Here is a 14928-nt window from a genome sequence, read left to right on the forward strand (position 1 = left end):
ATGTCGCTCAAAGATCACACAGATGCTAGTTACTTTCGCCTCAACAACGAAATTAACATTCCAAGTAAAGACGGAAGAATTCGGCTAGATAAAGATCAGGAAGCTCTCAAAGCGTTTATAAATGAAAACGTAAACCCCAACCTGATGCATTTTAACTCGCTCCAAGAACGCCTTGACTACCTAATCGACAATGACTACGTAGAAGAAGCATTTTTAAAAAAATATCCTGTGACGTTCATTGAAAAACTATACGACTACTTAAACAGTCAGGACTTCCACTTTCATTCCTTTATGGCCGCTTACAAGTTCTACGCCCAGTACGCTTTAAAGACGGATGACGGCAATCAATACCTCGAACGTTACATTGATCGGACGGCAATGAATGCCCTCTACCTGGCCAACGGAGATCAGGAATTGGCTCTCGCCTTAGCCGACGAATTAATTCACCAACGCTTCCAACCAGCAACGCCGACTTTCTTAAACGCCGGGAAAAAGCGCCGGGGAGAATTCGTCTCCTGTTTCTTAATCCAATCAACCGATGACATGAACAGCATTGGTCGGACGATTAACTCAGCCCTCCAACTCTCTAAAATCGGGGGTGGCGTTGGGATTAATCTCAACAACTTGCGCGCAGCCGGTGATCCCATCAAACACATTCAGGGAGCTGCTAGCGGGGTCATGCCAGTCATGAAGCTGTTGGAAGATAGCTTTAGTTATTCAAACCAGCTGGGTCAAAGACAAGGAGCCGGCGTTGTGTACCTAAGTGTCTTCCACCCAGATATTATCGACTTTCTCGCCGTTAAAAAGGAAAACGCAGACGAAAAAATCCGGGTCAACACGCTGTCCTTAGGAGTAACCGTTCCTGATAAATTCTACGAACTGGCTGCTGAAAACAAGGACATGGCCCTGTTTAGTCCCTACGACGTTGAACAAGAATACGGCGTCCCGTTCTCCTACGTGGACATCACTCAGGAATACGACAACCTGGTCAACAACGACAACATTAAAAAGAAGTACATCAAGGCGCGGGACTTAGAAACTGAGATCGGTAAGTTACAACAAGAATCCGGTTACCCCTACATCATCAACATCGACACGGCAAACCGCGAGAATCCCATTGATGGCAAGATTATCATGAGTAACCTGTGTTCTGAAATTATGCAGGTCCAAACTCCATCCATCATTAACGACGAGCAACAATACGAAAAGCTCGGAACCGATGTTTCCTGTAACTTGGGTTCCACAAACGTTGTGAACCTGATGCAGTCCCCCGACTTTGGTAAATCAATTGAAGCCATGGTCCGCGCTCTCACCTTTGTGACGGACATCAGCAATATCAACACCGTACCTTCGATTCGCCACGGTAATGAACTTAGTCATTCGATTGGCCTAGGAGCAATGGGATTACATTCTTACTTTGCCCTACATCACATGTACTACGGTTCACCCGAATCAATCGAATTTACCAGCATCTACTTCATGCTCTTAAACTACTGGAGTTTAGTTGCTTCTAATCAGTTAGCCCGCGAACGGGGGAAAACTTTCCACAATTTTGACAAGAGTAAGTATGCCGACGGCAGTTACTTTGATAAGTACACCCAACAAGATTGGGGACCCACTTCTGACCGGGTTAAGGAACTATTTAAGGATACCTTTATTCCAAGCCCAGCAGACTGGGAAGAACTAAAATTGGCCGTAATGCGGGATGGCTTGTACCACCAAAACCGGTTAGCCGTTGCACCCAACGGATCGACATCTTACATCGGTGATGCCACGGCAAGTTTGGCGCCCATCGTTAGCCGAATTGAAGAACGACAAGAGGCCAAGATTGGAACCATCTTCTACCCCGCTCCCTACCTGTCTAACGACACTATCAAGTACTACGAGTCGGCTTATGATGTTGACATGCGCAAGGAAATCGACATTTACGCAGCAGCTCAACAACACGTTGACCAAAGTCTTAGTATGACCATGTTCATGCGGTCCACGATTCCAGAAGGCATGTATGAGTGGAAAAACGGACGGGACGAAAAAATGTCGACCCGGGACCTCACGATTCTGCGGAACTACGCTCATCACAAGGGAATTAAGTCGATTTACTACGTCCGGACGTTTACCGATAACAACGATACCATCGGGGCCAATGAGTGTGAAAGTTGTGTAATTTAGGAGGGGAAAAGTTCATGGATTTAAACAAAGTATTAACCGGAAAATGGGAAGGTAATTACGACGCCATCAACTGGAACGAAGTTTCCGACGAGATTGATAAGGCGACCTGGCACAAACTAACGGAACAGTTCTGGCTCGATACCCGGGTGCCGGTATCCAACGACTTAAAGGATTGGCGCGAACTAGATGATGATCACAAATGGTTGGTCGGTCACGTCTTTGGGGGGTTAACCCTCTTAGATACACTTCAATCCCAAGACGGAATGGCCGCTCTGCGGCTTAACGCCAAGACCCAACATGAAATTGCGGTGTTAAATAACATCCAGTTCATGGAATCAGTCCACGCCAAGAGTTACTCCACCATTTTCTCAACCCTGAACACCCCGAAGGAAATTACCGAGATTTTTGCGTGGAGTGACTCAGAAGAATTTCTGCAAAACAAAACGAAACGCATCTATACCCTCTACCACGACGATGAAAGTCCTTTGAAAAAGAAGATTTCCAGTGTCTTTTTGGAAACCTTCCTCTTTTACTCTGGTTTCTTTACGCCGCTCTGGTACCTGGGTCACAACAAATTAACCAACGTGGCCGAAATCATCAAGTTGATTATCCGGGACGAATCAGTGCATGGAACTTACATCGGTTACAAGTTCCAAACCGAGTTTAACCAGCTCTCAGACAACGAGCAACAAGAACTCAAGGACTGGATGTACAGCTTCCTGTATGACCTCTACGAAAACGAAGAGAAGTATACCCACCTCTTGTACGACGAAGTCGGCTGGACGGACAAGGTTTTGACCTTCATCCGTTACAACGCCAACAAGGCGCTCATGAACCTCGGTCAGGATCCAATGTTTCCTGATACTGCCGAAGACGTGAACCCCGTGGTTATGAATGGAATCTCCACTTCAACCGTGAACCACGACTTCTTCTCTGAGGTCGGTAATGGCTACCGGCTCGGAAATGTCGAAGCCATGAGTGACGAAGATTACAAGATTGATTCTTGGGAAAATAAACATAAGCAAGATTAAGCATCTTAAACAAAAAGCTGTCACCCAATTGGGTGACAGCTTTTTTCGTGTACTAATTTTTGTACTTCTCGTAGTTTTCCTTGATGAAATCCGCCGAATTTTGCAATTTGGCCAGTTCTGCATCCGTCAATTGCAACGGCACGTCGGTAATCACACCGTCACGTCCGACAATCACCGGATGAGACAGGTATACGTCGTATTCGGGACGATAATTCGACACTGGCAAGACGGTTTTAGCGTCTGACAAGACTACGTTCGCTAACCGAACGGCCGCCGTTGCTACCCCATAGTTGGTGTAACCCTTCCCCTTGAAGACCGCATAACCACCGTGCCGGGCTTCGTTATCCAAAGCTTCCAAATCAAGGCCCTTAGTTTCTGCCAACTCCGTTAGTGGTTGGTCTAGAGCGCGGACCGTCGACCAAGCGGTAAACTGGGAGTTTCCGTGTTCACCCAGGTTGTAACCCGTCACAGACCGTGAATCAATACCGAGTTTTTCGGCAACCGCGCGTTTCATCCGAGCGGAATCCAATAAAGTCCCCGTTCCAATCACGTGTTTCTTCGGTAATCCCGTGATTTGTTGGTACAACTGGGTAATCACGTCCACCGGATTAGTAATCGCAATGATGATACCATTAAAGCCGGAATCCCGAATCCGCGGGGCCACTTCTTTGACCTGTTCACTGTTATAAGCTAATTCGGAAAACCGATCTTCATTGGCCCCGTCGTTTAAGCGGATGTTTCCCAGGGCAGAAATAATGACATTCGCATCCTTTAAAGCCGCGTAATCATTCGCCGTAATGTTGGTGTGAAACGGTAAATTGGGCATGGCTTCGCGAAAGTCAATCGCATCCGCAGTAACCTTGGCCTCGTTCTTATCGATTAAGACCAGGTCATCCGCAAACCCGTTGGCCACGATGTAGTGGGCCACCGTAGAACCAACGTGTCCCATTCCAATTACTCCAATTTTTCGTGTCATAAAAATCCCTCCCGTTCGTTGTTGCATATTTTAACACAAAGTTAAGTTTTTACCATTATTTTTTTAATAATTTTGCAATTTGTTCGATATCCGCTGGCGTAGTCCGGCAGCAACCGCCAATAATGTTCGCACTTGCAGCCAACCAATCCGGTACTACATCAGCGAAGGTCTGGGGATGTTCGACCGCCGTCCAGGTTTTGGTTGCTGGATCGTAAATGTCACCCGGATTAGGATAAACAACCAGCGGTTTTTGCGTGACTTGGCGCATTAATTTCAACGCTGGCAGGACGTTGGCAAAAGACGTGCAGTTAATGCCAATCCCACTCGCCGCCTGTGAATGGTCCAACCACCCTGCAACCACGTCTAACGGCGTTCCATCGCTAAGGTGATAAGGATCCTTGATACTCAAGCTAATCCAGGTCGGGACTAAATTAGATTGCTGCGCCAGAATCGTAGTTAAGGCCTGGACCTCCGCAAAGCTGGGAATCGTATCAACCGACAGTAAATCTACTCCGGCATCCATTAGCGTTTGAATCTTTTCCGTGTGAAAGGCTTCGTATTCATCAGGACTTAACTGGTAGTCTCCCGTGTATTCGGAACCATCTGCTAGATAAGCCCCATACGGTCCCACGCAGCCGGCCACGAGACCATCCGGTTTAACGTTGTCACGCGCTTGTTGGGCTAACCGAACCCCCAGGCGAATCAAGTCCAACGCCGCTTCTTTTTCAATGCCGACTTTCGCGAAGGCCGCCACGTTGGCTTGATAAGTATCGGTGATGGCAATCTCTGCCCCCGCCCGGAAGTAACTAGCATGGACGTCATAAATCGCATCCGGATCCGTCAGCGGTGCGTTGGCAGACCATAACGCATCATTGGTTTTAACCCCACGTTTTTCCAGTTCCGTTCCCATTGCGCCGTCTAACACAACGGGAGTTTCTAAACTGGCCGTAATTAGATTAGTTTGTGACATGTTATTTCCTCCTCTTTTGGAACCATTCCTTTAGCTCATAACCACCATAACAGATTAGGACGAAGGGAAGCGTAACTTCTAAAGCAATCCGTTGGTTCGGATCAAACCAAATCAAGATGCACGATAAAAAGCACAGGATAAAGGCCAGCCAGGATAACCAGGGATAACCCGGCGTCCGAAACTTTAACTGCTGCGCCTCCTGCTTTGACAATTGCGCTCGAAACCGAATTTCTGACAGCGCAATTGCCATCCAGACAAAGACCACTGCGAGCCCCGAAATGGAGACCAACACCAGGTAGACCGTTCCGGCAGCGTACACGGCCGACAATAAGGCCAAAATTCCCCCAATCATACTGGTTAACAAGACGTAGATGGGAATCTCTCGTTTGGTGGTCCGCTGAAAGATGGGAGAAATCACTCCTTGATTGGCCAGCGACCACAACATTCGCGTCGAGGCGTACAACCCGGAATTAGCTGACGAAATAATGGCGGTTAACACCACGAAGTTCATCAGGTTGCCGGCCCATGGTAAACCAATGGCCGAGAGAATGGTTACAAACGGACTCTCCGTTACCCCCGCTTGTTGGTACGGTAGTAAAGCACTCATAACTACCATACTGCCGACAAAGAAGATCACCAGTCGTCCCAGCGTGGTTCTGATTGCCTTGGGAATCGAGCGTTCCGGATGCTGAGCTTCTCCAGCAGTAATCCCAATGAGTTAGGTTCCAGAAAAGGCAAAGTTGACGGTCAACATGGTGGTGAAAACGCCGCCAAATCCATTCGGAAACCAACCATTCTTGGTAAAGTTGGTCAGACCAATGAAATGGCGAACGCCATGGTACGGTAGCAAGCCCAAGATGGCTCCACTCCCCAACCCGATAAACGCCACGATTGCAATCACCTTGATGCTGGCTAGCCAAAACTCGGTGGTGGCAAACCATTTCACCGAAAAAGCGTTCATCAAGAAGATGAAGACAATCAATAAGCTACTCCAGATCCAGACTGGGACGCCCGGAAACCAATGCCACATAATCAGACCAGCCGCCGTAAATTCCGACCCCAGCGCAATGGTCCAGGTTAGCCAGTATAAAATGGCAACCACAAAGCCCGCACTCTTGCCTAAGTACCGTTGAGCATAGACGTGAAAGGAGCCCGTCTCTGGCATGACCACCGCTAATTCGCCCAGGCACAGCATGACTAGGTACACAATCACTGCTCCTAATAAATACGCTAAAATGGTTCCCAGTGGTCCTGCTTCGTGAATCGTATATCCCGAACTCAGAAACAGTCCGGTTCCAATCACCCCACCTAACGAAATCATCAGGATTTGTCCTGAAGAAATCTCGCGAGCTAAATGTTGTTTGCGTTGCACGTTATCCCTACTTTCTCAATTACCAAATAAAAAACACCCGTCCTCAAAAAGGACGAGTGTACTCGCGGTGCCACCTTCATTTCTCCCCTTCTCACAAAGCGGAGCTCGGTCAGTTACAGCTGGTCAGTATAACTGAGTCTTGATATCGGTAACTACCCCGCGTCGGGCTCATGATTCACCCCACGACCAGTTTGCCAGTCCATCTTCAGTCGGTTAGTTTCATCCCTTTGCACCACCCAGGGACTCGCTGAGAAACGCTCCGACTTACTCAACTGCAGCGGTTTTTCATATTTTTAACAGTGTAGCGCGCCTTTTTAGCAACGTCAACATGCTAATGAAGGTAAAAATCAATTATTTGCTAACAATCATGAGATATTTTGGGATATCATTCGATAATTTATCGTAAAAAAATAAAAGATTAGTCTAACGATCGTTAATCCTTATTTTGCCGAACTTTCTGGACCGTTAATTATAAACTTATATTAATTATCATTTGACAAGGAGCGCCTTTTTCGAAATAATCTGCACTAACTAAATTAAAGTAAAAAAAGGAGATTTTTATGCGTAAAATTTACGACTTAGCCATCATCGGTACCGGTTCAGTGGGCGCAGCTGCCGGTTACTACGCCAGTCAAGCGGGTCTCAACGTCCTCGAACTCGATGCCCACGTTCCCCCCTCATGGCATCGGCTCGCATCACGGCGGTGCTTGTACCTATGATTTGTAGCCCGACCAGAACTTCATCATTGACTACCTGCCGGACAATCACAACTTCCAAATCGTAACCGGATTAAGTGGTCACGGTTTTAAGTTTGCCAGCGTGCTGGGCCAGATTATTGCTGACCGGGCAGCGGAAAAACCAACTAACTTTGATCTCACTCCCTTTCAACTCAATCGATTCTAACCAAAAAAGCGTTTGGCAACTGCCAAGCGCTTTTTCTTGTTTATTGTTGCTTTGGTCGTTCGTTCACAACCGCTAATAACTGGAGCATCGTGAAGACCAGTGAGTTATTCTTCCGGTACACAAAGTACTTCGATTCCCACTTATCCACGTATTTTTGCTTGTACGAACGCAATCCTTGAAAACTATAGAATGCGTCCCCATATTCGTAGATCAGGTGAGCAATCTTTTCGTTAATGAAACTAAAGCGGGAATTTCCCACGTTGGCTAACGGAGCCATCCCTAGATTAAACCATTGATAGCCCTCGTCCTTTGAGTATTGGAACAGGTTAATGAAAATCCCGTCCATTACTCCTGATGGTGCGTTTGAACTAGAGCGCATCAAGTCAATCGAGGTCATCTTATGATCCCCCGTCGGCATGATGTTGGCAAAGGCCACAATTTGTTGGTCTTCATCTCGAAAGACCGCAATCGGCGCCTGGTTCAGGTAGTACGGATCAAAGAACCCGAGCGAGAAACCCTTTTCTTCGCGACCGTGCAACCACTCGTCAGAAATTTCCTTCAACTCACTCAGCAGTTTATCACTGAACGGTGGTTGTAGAATCTCAAAGTGGTATCCATCACGTTCAAACTTGTGCATCAGAGCCCGTTCCCCACGGTGCCGTTTTCCGACTAAGGTAAAGTCGTTCAGATCAACTTGACCTTCTTCACCGGCCTTGATAAAGTCAAAACCTTTATCGTGTAGCATCATCGTCAACGATTCACTGACTTCGTAGAAGACGAGGGTCAGATCCGCGTTATCAACATCAATCATGAACTGGTCAATTGCTGCCTCTAGTTTCTCCTGATTTCCAAAGGGTTCCCCCATGATAATCAGCTTATTCGCTTTTTGTTTATACATAAACGCGATTTGATCTTCGCCGTCTTCTGTATAGAAGTACACCTTTTTATCCCGCAGGAAAACCAAGTGACTAACTTCATTACCACTGTACTGATTGATCAGCTTTTTAATCCGTTCCCCATCAAACGGTAGATCATACCATGCTAGGTTTGCGTAGGTTAAATAGCGATACAGACCATAGAGAATACAGATGGCAATTACAAACCCAATCAACCCGATCACCCAGGTTTGTTGGGACGGCAAGAGGTAGGCGTTCGTTAACCGTACGTGGCGGTGATTGCCAACCACAAAGCCGACTAATACATAAAGTCCAAATGTGGCAATGAATAAGCCGGCGTCAGTAATCAGCGCTCCCCACGAGTAGGTTAGCCGTTTTCGGTAGAGTCCTTTCCGGGCCAGCCACAGGCAAATAAGGATAAAAATCAGAAAGATGACCAGTGGGAGCGGAAAATCTTCTTTCCACAGAGTATTCGCAATCGCAAAGACTAACACAATCACTGTGGGCCAGAATGCTTTTTGCACCCGGGCTCCAACTCCGCGCGCTAGTCCGATTAAAAGGCAACCAACAATCACATTTGATAATTGCCCCAAGAAGTACAGACTAAAGGGAGCCAGCGAAAAGTACAACGGGTTAACCAGCACCACGTTCGGCACCGTAGCCAACAGAATCATCATGATCCCAGAGAAATACATAAAACAGGTCACGATAATCTGCGACGACCGTTGCACAATGTTCGCCGGAATATCGTCTAAGAATCGGTTAAACCGCTTCAATAATTCCTGGACAAACAACACGACCCCAATTCCAAACGGAATGAAGTAGTAAAAGACCCGGTACAATAGGACCCATACGGTTGCAGTTGTCGGTGAAACTCCCAAAATTGCTAACCCATTAATCATCGTGATATCAAAGGTCCCCAGTCCCCCGGGCAACATTGAAATCACCCCAATGACGTTCGCCGCAATGAACAACGGAAAGACACTGATAAAGTCGATGTGTAGATTCATGAACATCCCAATGATGATGAAGAACAATCCACAACTGCCCCATTCCAAACAGGAACCGATGATTAACTTAATTTCACGTTTAATCGTCAGATCAGCAAAAAATTTCGAGTTATTGAAGCGGGTAAACAGGAAGATCACCGGGAAGTAAATTCCTCCTCCTAGCAAAAATGGCCAGTAACGATGATCCTGATGACCCACGCCAAACCCGTAAATCATCACTAACGACACAATACAATAAGTGGATAATCCAGCTAGTAAGAACAGCGCAATCTTAGAAATTGCATAGAGCACCTGTTTCTTAGACGCATTCTTACTGTAAAAACTCGCCCGTAAACTTGCTCCTAAAAAGCCCCCAAAGCCGGCAATGTTGGTAAAACTATTGGTAATCCAGCCACTCTTAATGATGTAACCAGGTTTAAACTTTCCTGGCAAGAACTCAACGATTGTAAAATCGTAGGTCAACATCGGCGTGACTGCCAAAAGACCGAGCACGGTTAAGATTAGCAAATGCATGGGTGACTGAGAAGCCAAACTCGCCCGCATCTGATGTCCGTTAATTTCTTGCAGGATGTTATGTCCTTCATAGATGACGAAGACTATCATCACTATTAAAAACAGTGCCTTAAGCACGTTTAAATAACGGTTGAACCAATCCGATACTCGTTTAATAAAATTTTTCACAGGTTTCCTCCAAAATTCTGGTCGCCTCGTGGTTTGATCATGTAAAAATCCTTCTAGTAAAAAAGGATGTGTGAAAAACACACATCCTTGTTTACGAAGACTATGACTACTTAAGGGTAACAGTAGCGCCTTGAGCTTCAAGTTTGTCTTTAATATCGTTAGCTTCGTCTTCTGAAAGACCTTCCTTAACGATTGATGGAGCGTCATCAACCATTGCCTTAGATTCTTTCAAACCAAGACCAGTGATGTTTTTAATTTCCTTGATAACTTTAATCTTACCAGCACCACCAGAAGTTAATTCAACGTCGAACGTTGATTTGGCACCAGCGTCACCACCAGCAGCACCGGCAGCAGCAACTGGAGCAGCAGCTGAAACATCAAATTCTTCTTCGATTGCTTTTACCAAATCGTTTAAATCAGTAATAGAAGCATCTTTTAATTGTGAAATAATTGCATCTTTATCAAAAGCCATTTTTATTCCTCCTCATAGGACAGTAATTTTATTATGCGGCGTCATCGTCGTCTGATTTGCTTTCAGCCACAGCCTTTACAGCGTAGGCAACGTTACGGATTGGTGATTGTAACATACTTGCAAGAGTAGCAAGTAATTCTTCACGGCTCGGTAACGTAGCAAACTCGTTAATCTTATCAAGGGAAGCAACTTCACCTTCGATAATTCCACCCTTAATTTCTAAGGCGTCGTTATCTTCAGCGAACTTCTTCAAAATTTTAGCGGGAGCAATTGGATCTTCGTGAGAAAAGGCAACCGCACTAGGACCATTGAATACTTCCTTCAGGTCAGCGTGACCACTTTCGTCAGCAGCCCGTTCCAAAATCTTGTTCTTGATTACCATCAACTTTACACCGTTATCACGTAATTCTTTCCGTAATTCAGTGTCTTGAGCAACCGTTAACCCACGTGAGTTAACTACGATAGCTGAAACGGCTTCTTTAAAATCATCAGCAACTTCAGTTACCTTCTTTGCTTTTGCATCAATAACTTCTTTCTTTGGCATAATTTCACCTCCCGTTTTAATTTGGGACCTAATAAAAAATCCCTATGCTCGCCAAAACATAAGGAAAAGTCGTTAAACTCCTCGGCAGGCGGTGATTAAGACCATGAAGGCCACCTGAGTCTTAGGCGATTCATATTCAATTAACAATTTATCATATTTATGATTAGTCGTCAATCTGGGATTTTTTTCGTTACAGCCGTTCATTTAGAATGATTCAGGAGAAACCTTCACACCTGGACCAAATGTAGATGAAACGGAGATGTTTTGGATGTAAGTTCCCTTCACTGAAGAAGGACGGTTCTTAACCAAAATATCTTCAACTGTCTTAAAGTTTTCGACTAACTTGTCGGCGTCAAATGATGCCTTACCAATCGCAACGGCAATGTTTCCGTCCCGGTCAGTCCGGTAGGTAACTTGACCAGCTTTAGCGTCTTTAACGGCCTTTTCAACGTCCATCGTAACCGTTCCCGTCTTAGGGTTAGGCATTAAGCCCTTTGGTCCTAAGACCCGACCTAAACGACCCACTTGAGCCATCATGTCAGGCGTGGAAATGGCAACGTCAAAGTCTAGCCAACCATCCATAATCCGTTGGGCTAAGTCATCTTCACCAACGACGTCAGCACCGGCAGCTTCTGCTTCCTTAGCCTTGTCACCCTTGGCGAACACAACTACCGTTTGATCTTTACCAGTTCCGTTAGGAAGCACTACGGCACCCCGTAACTGTTGATCAGCTTGTTTCGTGTCAACGTTTAACTTGATAACTGCTTCGATGGAGTCATCAAAGTTAGCAGTGTCTAATTTTTGCACGAGCTTGACTGCTTCATCGACTGGGTAAGCTTTACTCTTGTCGATTTGTTCAACAGCTGCTCTGTATTTTTTCCCTCTTGTACGAGCCATGTAATTTCCTCCTTGCAAATGTGGTGATGACGGAAAGAATATCCTCCCACGCTCACACGCCGTCTTTTGACGACGTAGCGACTAACAACGTAGTCCTAAAGATTAACCTTCAACGGTGAATCCCATACTGCGTGCAGTACCTTCGATCATACGCATTGCTGCTTCAACGTCAGCAGCGTTTAGATCTTGCATTTTGGTTTCGGCAATTTCCTTCACTTGGTCTTTAGTAACACTAGCAACCTTCTTTGTGTTGGGTTCACCAGAACCAGATTCCACACCAGCAGCTTTCTTTAAGAGCACTGCGGCTGGTGGAGTTTTGGTAACGAATTCAAACGTGTGATCTTCGTATACCGTAATTACAACTGGAATCAACATTCCTGCTTGATCAGCAGTCCGAGCGTTGAAATCCTTTGTAAATTCCATGATGTTTACTCCAGCTTGACCCAATGCAGGTCCAACTGGAGGAGCAGGTGTTGCTTTACCCGCTGCAATTTGTAACTTAACAATATCAGCTACTTTTTTAGCCACGAGACATACCTCCTTAAGTCCGTGTGTGGTCACTGAAGAAAAATTCTTCTCCCACGTTGATTATGCATAAATACACTAGACTATTCTAACACACCGACTAATGATTAACAAGCTCATTATTCTAAGGTAATGGGTTTAACCTGATTAAAGTCCAGTTCGGTAGCAGTTTCGCGTCCAAACATATCAATGTTAACTTTGAGTTTGCCTTTTTCGTTATCAATACTAGTAATCTTGCCAGACAATCCCTTGAAAGCCCCTTCGACGATGGTCACCGTATCACCAACTTCGCTGTCTAGCGGTTTAACGGGTTCCTTAACCCCGAGGCTCGCCATCACGCGTTCCACCTCTTCTGGTAAGAGCGGGTTCGGTTTGGATCCCTGACCGTGAGAACCAATAAATCCGGTCACTCCCGGTGTGTTCCGAACCACGTACCAAGCCCGGTCAGTCATGACCATTTGAACTAATACGTAACCAGGGAAAGTCTTATCCATAACCACTTTTTCCTGCCCGTTTTTAACTTCGTGCGTTTCCATTTCGGGCACCACAACGTCAAAAATGTAGTCCTGCATCCCCATGGAATCGCGCCGTGATTCCAGGTTTTCCTTAACTTTGTTTTCGTAACCAGAGTAAGTGTGTAAAACGTACCATTGTTTTTCTGCTGATTCTACCATCGCAATCTCTCCTCTATTCTAACTTTTTTATCTCTCATCCAATTCCGTACTGCCAGGTGGAGGTAAAATAAAAAAACCTCGCACCCACGAAGTTTTTCAATCTAACTATACCAAAAATACACCAGTAAAACCAGACTAGCCTGCGTTTAATAACAACGCTTCTAGTGCCCAGTCGATTAGACCTAAGAAAACAGTAAAGAACAGGGTCGTTCCAATTACCGTTGTCGTATCAATCCGGGTTTGTCGAGCATTCGGCCACGTAATCAGTTTGAGTTCACCAACCACGCTCTTTAAAAAGTTCCAAAATCGTTTCATAATACTTCGTCTCCTAGCGTGTTACACGATGCAAAGTGCTTTTCCCACAGTGCTTGCAGTATTTATGAAGGGCTAAGCGGTGGGACTGCTTTGAAACGGAAACATGATAATTCCGTGCACCACACACAGAGCACGCTAACGCCATTTTGGTTTGGACCATCAACGACTCCCTCCTAACATGAATATACTCTAGCATCAAACCAGCCGGGCGTCAATCCTGGAACCGACGGTACTTGCGTTTGCACCGCAACAGCGCATTTTGAACCTGTTGTTCTTCTACGCGCAGAAGCTGAGCAATTTCGGGAATCGTTTGTTGGCGCAACGTCGCTAATAACACCTGCCACTCAAAGCGCGAACAAGCCGCGCCGACTGCTTGGAACCGTTCCGTCAGTTCACAACAAAATAATGGGTTGGGGGCAGCGTGATCCTGAATCGTTTCGGCGTAGTACTCCGGACTGGCGCTAAACGACGTCTGTAATCGTTCGGGAATTCGTTTTTGCGCGTTCTTTTTGCGCAGTAAATCAAACATGTGATTACGTAAATTGGTCTTATAAAAAGCGCCAAAGGGTACCCGTTTCCCCGATTCATAACGATGTAAAGTCTTAATGAAAACCAAGGCGGCCTCCTGACTCCAATCGGTCAATTCCATATCGTTTAAAAAATAGTCCCGCCACAATTTTAAGTGAACCGGAGCAAACTGGCGAAATAAAGTGACAAACTGGTCCTCATTTTCCTGAGCTGCTTGTATCGTTGCATTATCGAACTTGTAAATTAGTTTCGTTACCATTCTCATCGCACTCCTTGTGATTACTTGCTCTTAAATTACAGAAGCATGACTAAGCCCACAAGCGAACGATTGTTCCAAACAATGACCATTCGCCTAGCCCAATGGCTAGCAAGTGAAAAGCCACTAACTAATTAATGAAAAATAAATCAGGACCAGTGATTTATCACTGATCCTGATTTAAACGCTGATATAAATCCCGTAACTTTTGGGCCTCTGTTTCGTTAAAATTAATCCGATTCCCTAACGGGCGCTGGTGGTAGGTCTTGGTAACCTGCTTAATTTCCACCTTGGCGCGTCTCACCGATAGCAAGAGTTCTGGCGCAGGGATTCGTAACGCTCCAGCACTAAAAATGGTCCACTGTTCAGCGTGGTCACTCGTGGCCACTTCAACCTGTGTGAACAGCGACTGCTCCTTCGTGGCTAGGGTCTCAATGTACGAATCAGCCGTTTCGTTCTTACTGGTCCAAACAACATTGATGTTTTTAACCTGTACGGTGCGGGCGTTACCCGGCACGTACATCGCATCAAAGACCACGATAATCTTTTTGCCACTGTACTTTTGGTATTCTGAAAGGTCCCAAAGCAATTGATCACGTGCCTCTGGCAGTTGATCCTTTATTTTCAGTTGATTTAAGTGGGGCCAGCTTCCAATCACGTTGTAACCGTCCACAATCAACAGTTCTTTTTTCATGTTTTCACTTCCTCG

15 protein-coding genes, 1 pseudogene and 1 other annotated feature are annotated in these 14928 nt (G+C 45.8%); of the genes and pseudogenes, 3 read left to right on the forward strand and 13 right to left on the reverse strand.

Features of this window, described 5'->3' with window-relative positions:
* Both nrdE and nrdF read left to right on the forward strand, forming a co-directional pair.
* Window positions 1-2169 (forward strand): class 1b ribonucleoside-diphosphate reductase subunit alpha, encoded by a 2169-nt coding sequence (gene nrdE / locus M3M38_RS02720; protein ID WP_252814698.1) that lies wholly within the window; start codon window positions 1-3, stop codon window positions 2167-2169.
* Window positions 2170-2183: 14 nt separating this feature from the next.
* Complete coding sequence (gene nrdF, locus M3M38_RS02725; RefSeq protein WP_252766236.1) at window positions 2184-3200, forward strand: class 1b ribonucleoside-diphosphate reductase subunit beta; 1017 nt, start codon at window positions 2184-2186, stop codon at window positions 3198-3200.
* Window positions 3201-3252: 52 nt separating this feature from the next.
* On the opposite strand, the gene M3M38_RS02730 is transcribed toward nrdF, so the two are convergent.
* The 3 genes and pseudogenes from M3M38_RS02730 to M3M38_RS02740 all read right to left on the reverse strand — a co-directional run bounded on the left by M3M38_RS02730 (window position 3253) and on the right by M3M38_RS02740 (window position 6518).
* Window positions 3253-4176 carry an L-lactate dehydrogenase gene (locus M3M38_RS02730; RefSeq protein WP_252814699.1) on the reverse strand — a complete coding sequence of 308 codons (924 nt, stop codon included), beginning with the start codon at window positions 4174-4176 and terminating at the stop codon, window positions 3253-3255.
* A 55-nt stretch (window positions 4177-4231) separates the two neighbouring features.
* Window positions 4232-5146 carry a homocysteine S-methyltransferase gene (gene mmuM, locus M3M38_RS02735; RefSeq protein WP_252814700.1) on the reverse strand — a complete coding sequence of 305 codons (915 nt, stop codon included), beginning with the start codon at window positions 5144-5146 and terminating at the stop codon, window positions 4232-4234.
* Window position 5147: 1 nt separating this feature from the next.
* Window positions 5148-6518: pseudogene (locus M3M38_RS02740) on the reverse strand (amino acid permease).
* A gap of 560 nt (window positions 6519-7078) precedes the next feature.
* Between M3M38_RS02740 and M3M38_RS02745 the strand changes: the two are divergent.
* Window positions 7079-7237, forward strand: a complete 159-nt coding sequence (locus M3M38_RS02745; protein ID WP_252814701.1) for a hypothetical protein — start codon at window positions 7079-7081, stop codon at window positions 7235-7237.
* Window positions 7238-7461: 224 nt separating this feature from the next.
* Here M3M38_RS02745 and mprF read toward each other — a convergent pair whose 3' ends face one another.
* The 10 genes from mprF to M3M38_RS02795 form a co-directional block, all read right to left on the reverse strand.
* Complete coding sequence (mprF, locus tag M3M38_RS02750) at window positions 7462-10008, reverse strand: bifunctional lysylphosphatidylglycerol flippase/synthetase MprF (RefSeq protein ID WP_252814702.1); 2547 nt, start codon at window positions 10006-10008, stop codon at window positions 7462-7464.
* Between the two features lie 106 nt (window positions 10009-10114).
* Window positions 10115-10480: a 50S ribosomal protein L7/L12 gene (gene rplL, locus M3M38_RS02755; RefSeq protein WP_252766242.1), complete on the reverse strand. Its 366-nt coding sequence runs from the start codon at window positions 10478-10480 to the stop codon at window positions 10115-10117.
* 31 nt (window positions 10481-10511) lie between these two features.
* On the reverse strand, window positions 10512-11024 hold the full coding sequence (gene rplJ, locus M3M38_RS02760) for a 50S ribosomal protein L10 (RefSeq protein WP_252766243.1): 513 nt from the start codon (window positions 11022-11024) through the stop codon (window positions 10512-10514).
* Window positions 11025-11048: 24 nt separating this feature from the next.
* Window positions 11049-11168 (reverse strand) — a sequence feature (ribosomal protein L10 leader region).
* A 60-nt stretch (window positions 11169-11228) separates the two neighbouring features.
* On the reverse strand, window positions 11229-11921 hold the full coding sequence (gene rplA, locus M3M38_RS02765) for a 50S ribosomal protein L1 (RefSeq protein WP_252766244.1): 693 nt from the start codon (window positions 11919-11921) through the stop codon (window positions 11229-11231).
* 102 nt (window positions 11922-12023) lie between these two features.
* The gene (gene rplK / locus M3M38_RS02770) at window positions 12024-12449 is read right to left on the reverse strand and encodes a 50S ribosomal protein L11 (protein WP_252766245.1); all 426 of its coding nucleotides are present in this window, start codon (window positions 12447-12449) and stop codon (window positions 12024-12026) included.
* Between the two features lie 116 nt (window positions 12450-12565).
* Window positions 12566-13120 carry a transcription termination/antitermination protein NusG gene (nusG, locus tag M3M38_RS02775; protein ID WP_252766246.1) on the reverse strand — a complete coding sequence of 185 codons (555 nt, stop codon included), beginning with the start codon at window positions 13118-13120 and terminating at the stop codon, window positions 12566-12568.
* 135 nt (window positions 13121-13255) lie between these two features.
* Window positions 13256-13435, reverse strand: a complete 180-nt coding sequence (gene secE / locus M3M38_RS02780) for a preprotein translocase subunit SecE (protein ID WP_252814703.1) — start codon at window positions 13433-13435, stop codon at window positions 13256-13258.
* A gap of 13 nt (window positions 13436-13448) precedes the next feature.
* The gene (rpmG, locus tag M3M38_RS02785; protein ID WP_252766248.1) at window positions 13449-13595 is read right to left on the reverse strand and encodes a 50S ribosomal protein L33; all 147 of its coding nucleotides are present in this window, start codon (window positions 13593-13595) and stop codon (window positions 13449-13451) included.
* Window positions 13596-13646: 51 nt separating this feature from the next.
* A complete protein-coding gene (locus M3M38_RS02790) occupies window positions 13647-14222 on the reverse strand; it encodes a sigma-70 family RNA polymerase sigma factor (RefSeq protein ID WP_252814704.1) in 576 nt (191 codons plus the stop codon).
* A gap of 163 nt (window positions 14223-14385) precedes the next feature.
* Window positions 14386-14913 carry a YacP-like NYN domain-containing protein gene (locus M3M38_RS02795; RefSeq protein WP_252814705.1) on the reverse strand — a complete coding sequence of 176 codons (528 nt, stop codon included), beginning with the start codon at window positions 14911-14913 and terminating at the stop codon, window positions 14386-14388.
* Window positions 14914-14928 lie beyond the last annotated feature (15 nt).

The organism is Fructilactobacillus cliffordii, from assembly GCF_024029355.1.
GTDB classification, from domain to species: Bacteria; Bacillota; Bacilli; order Lactobacillales; family Lactobacillaceae; genus Fructilactobacillus; species Fructilactobacillus cliffordii.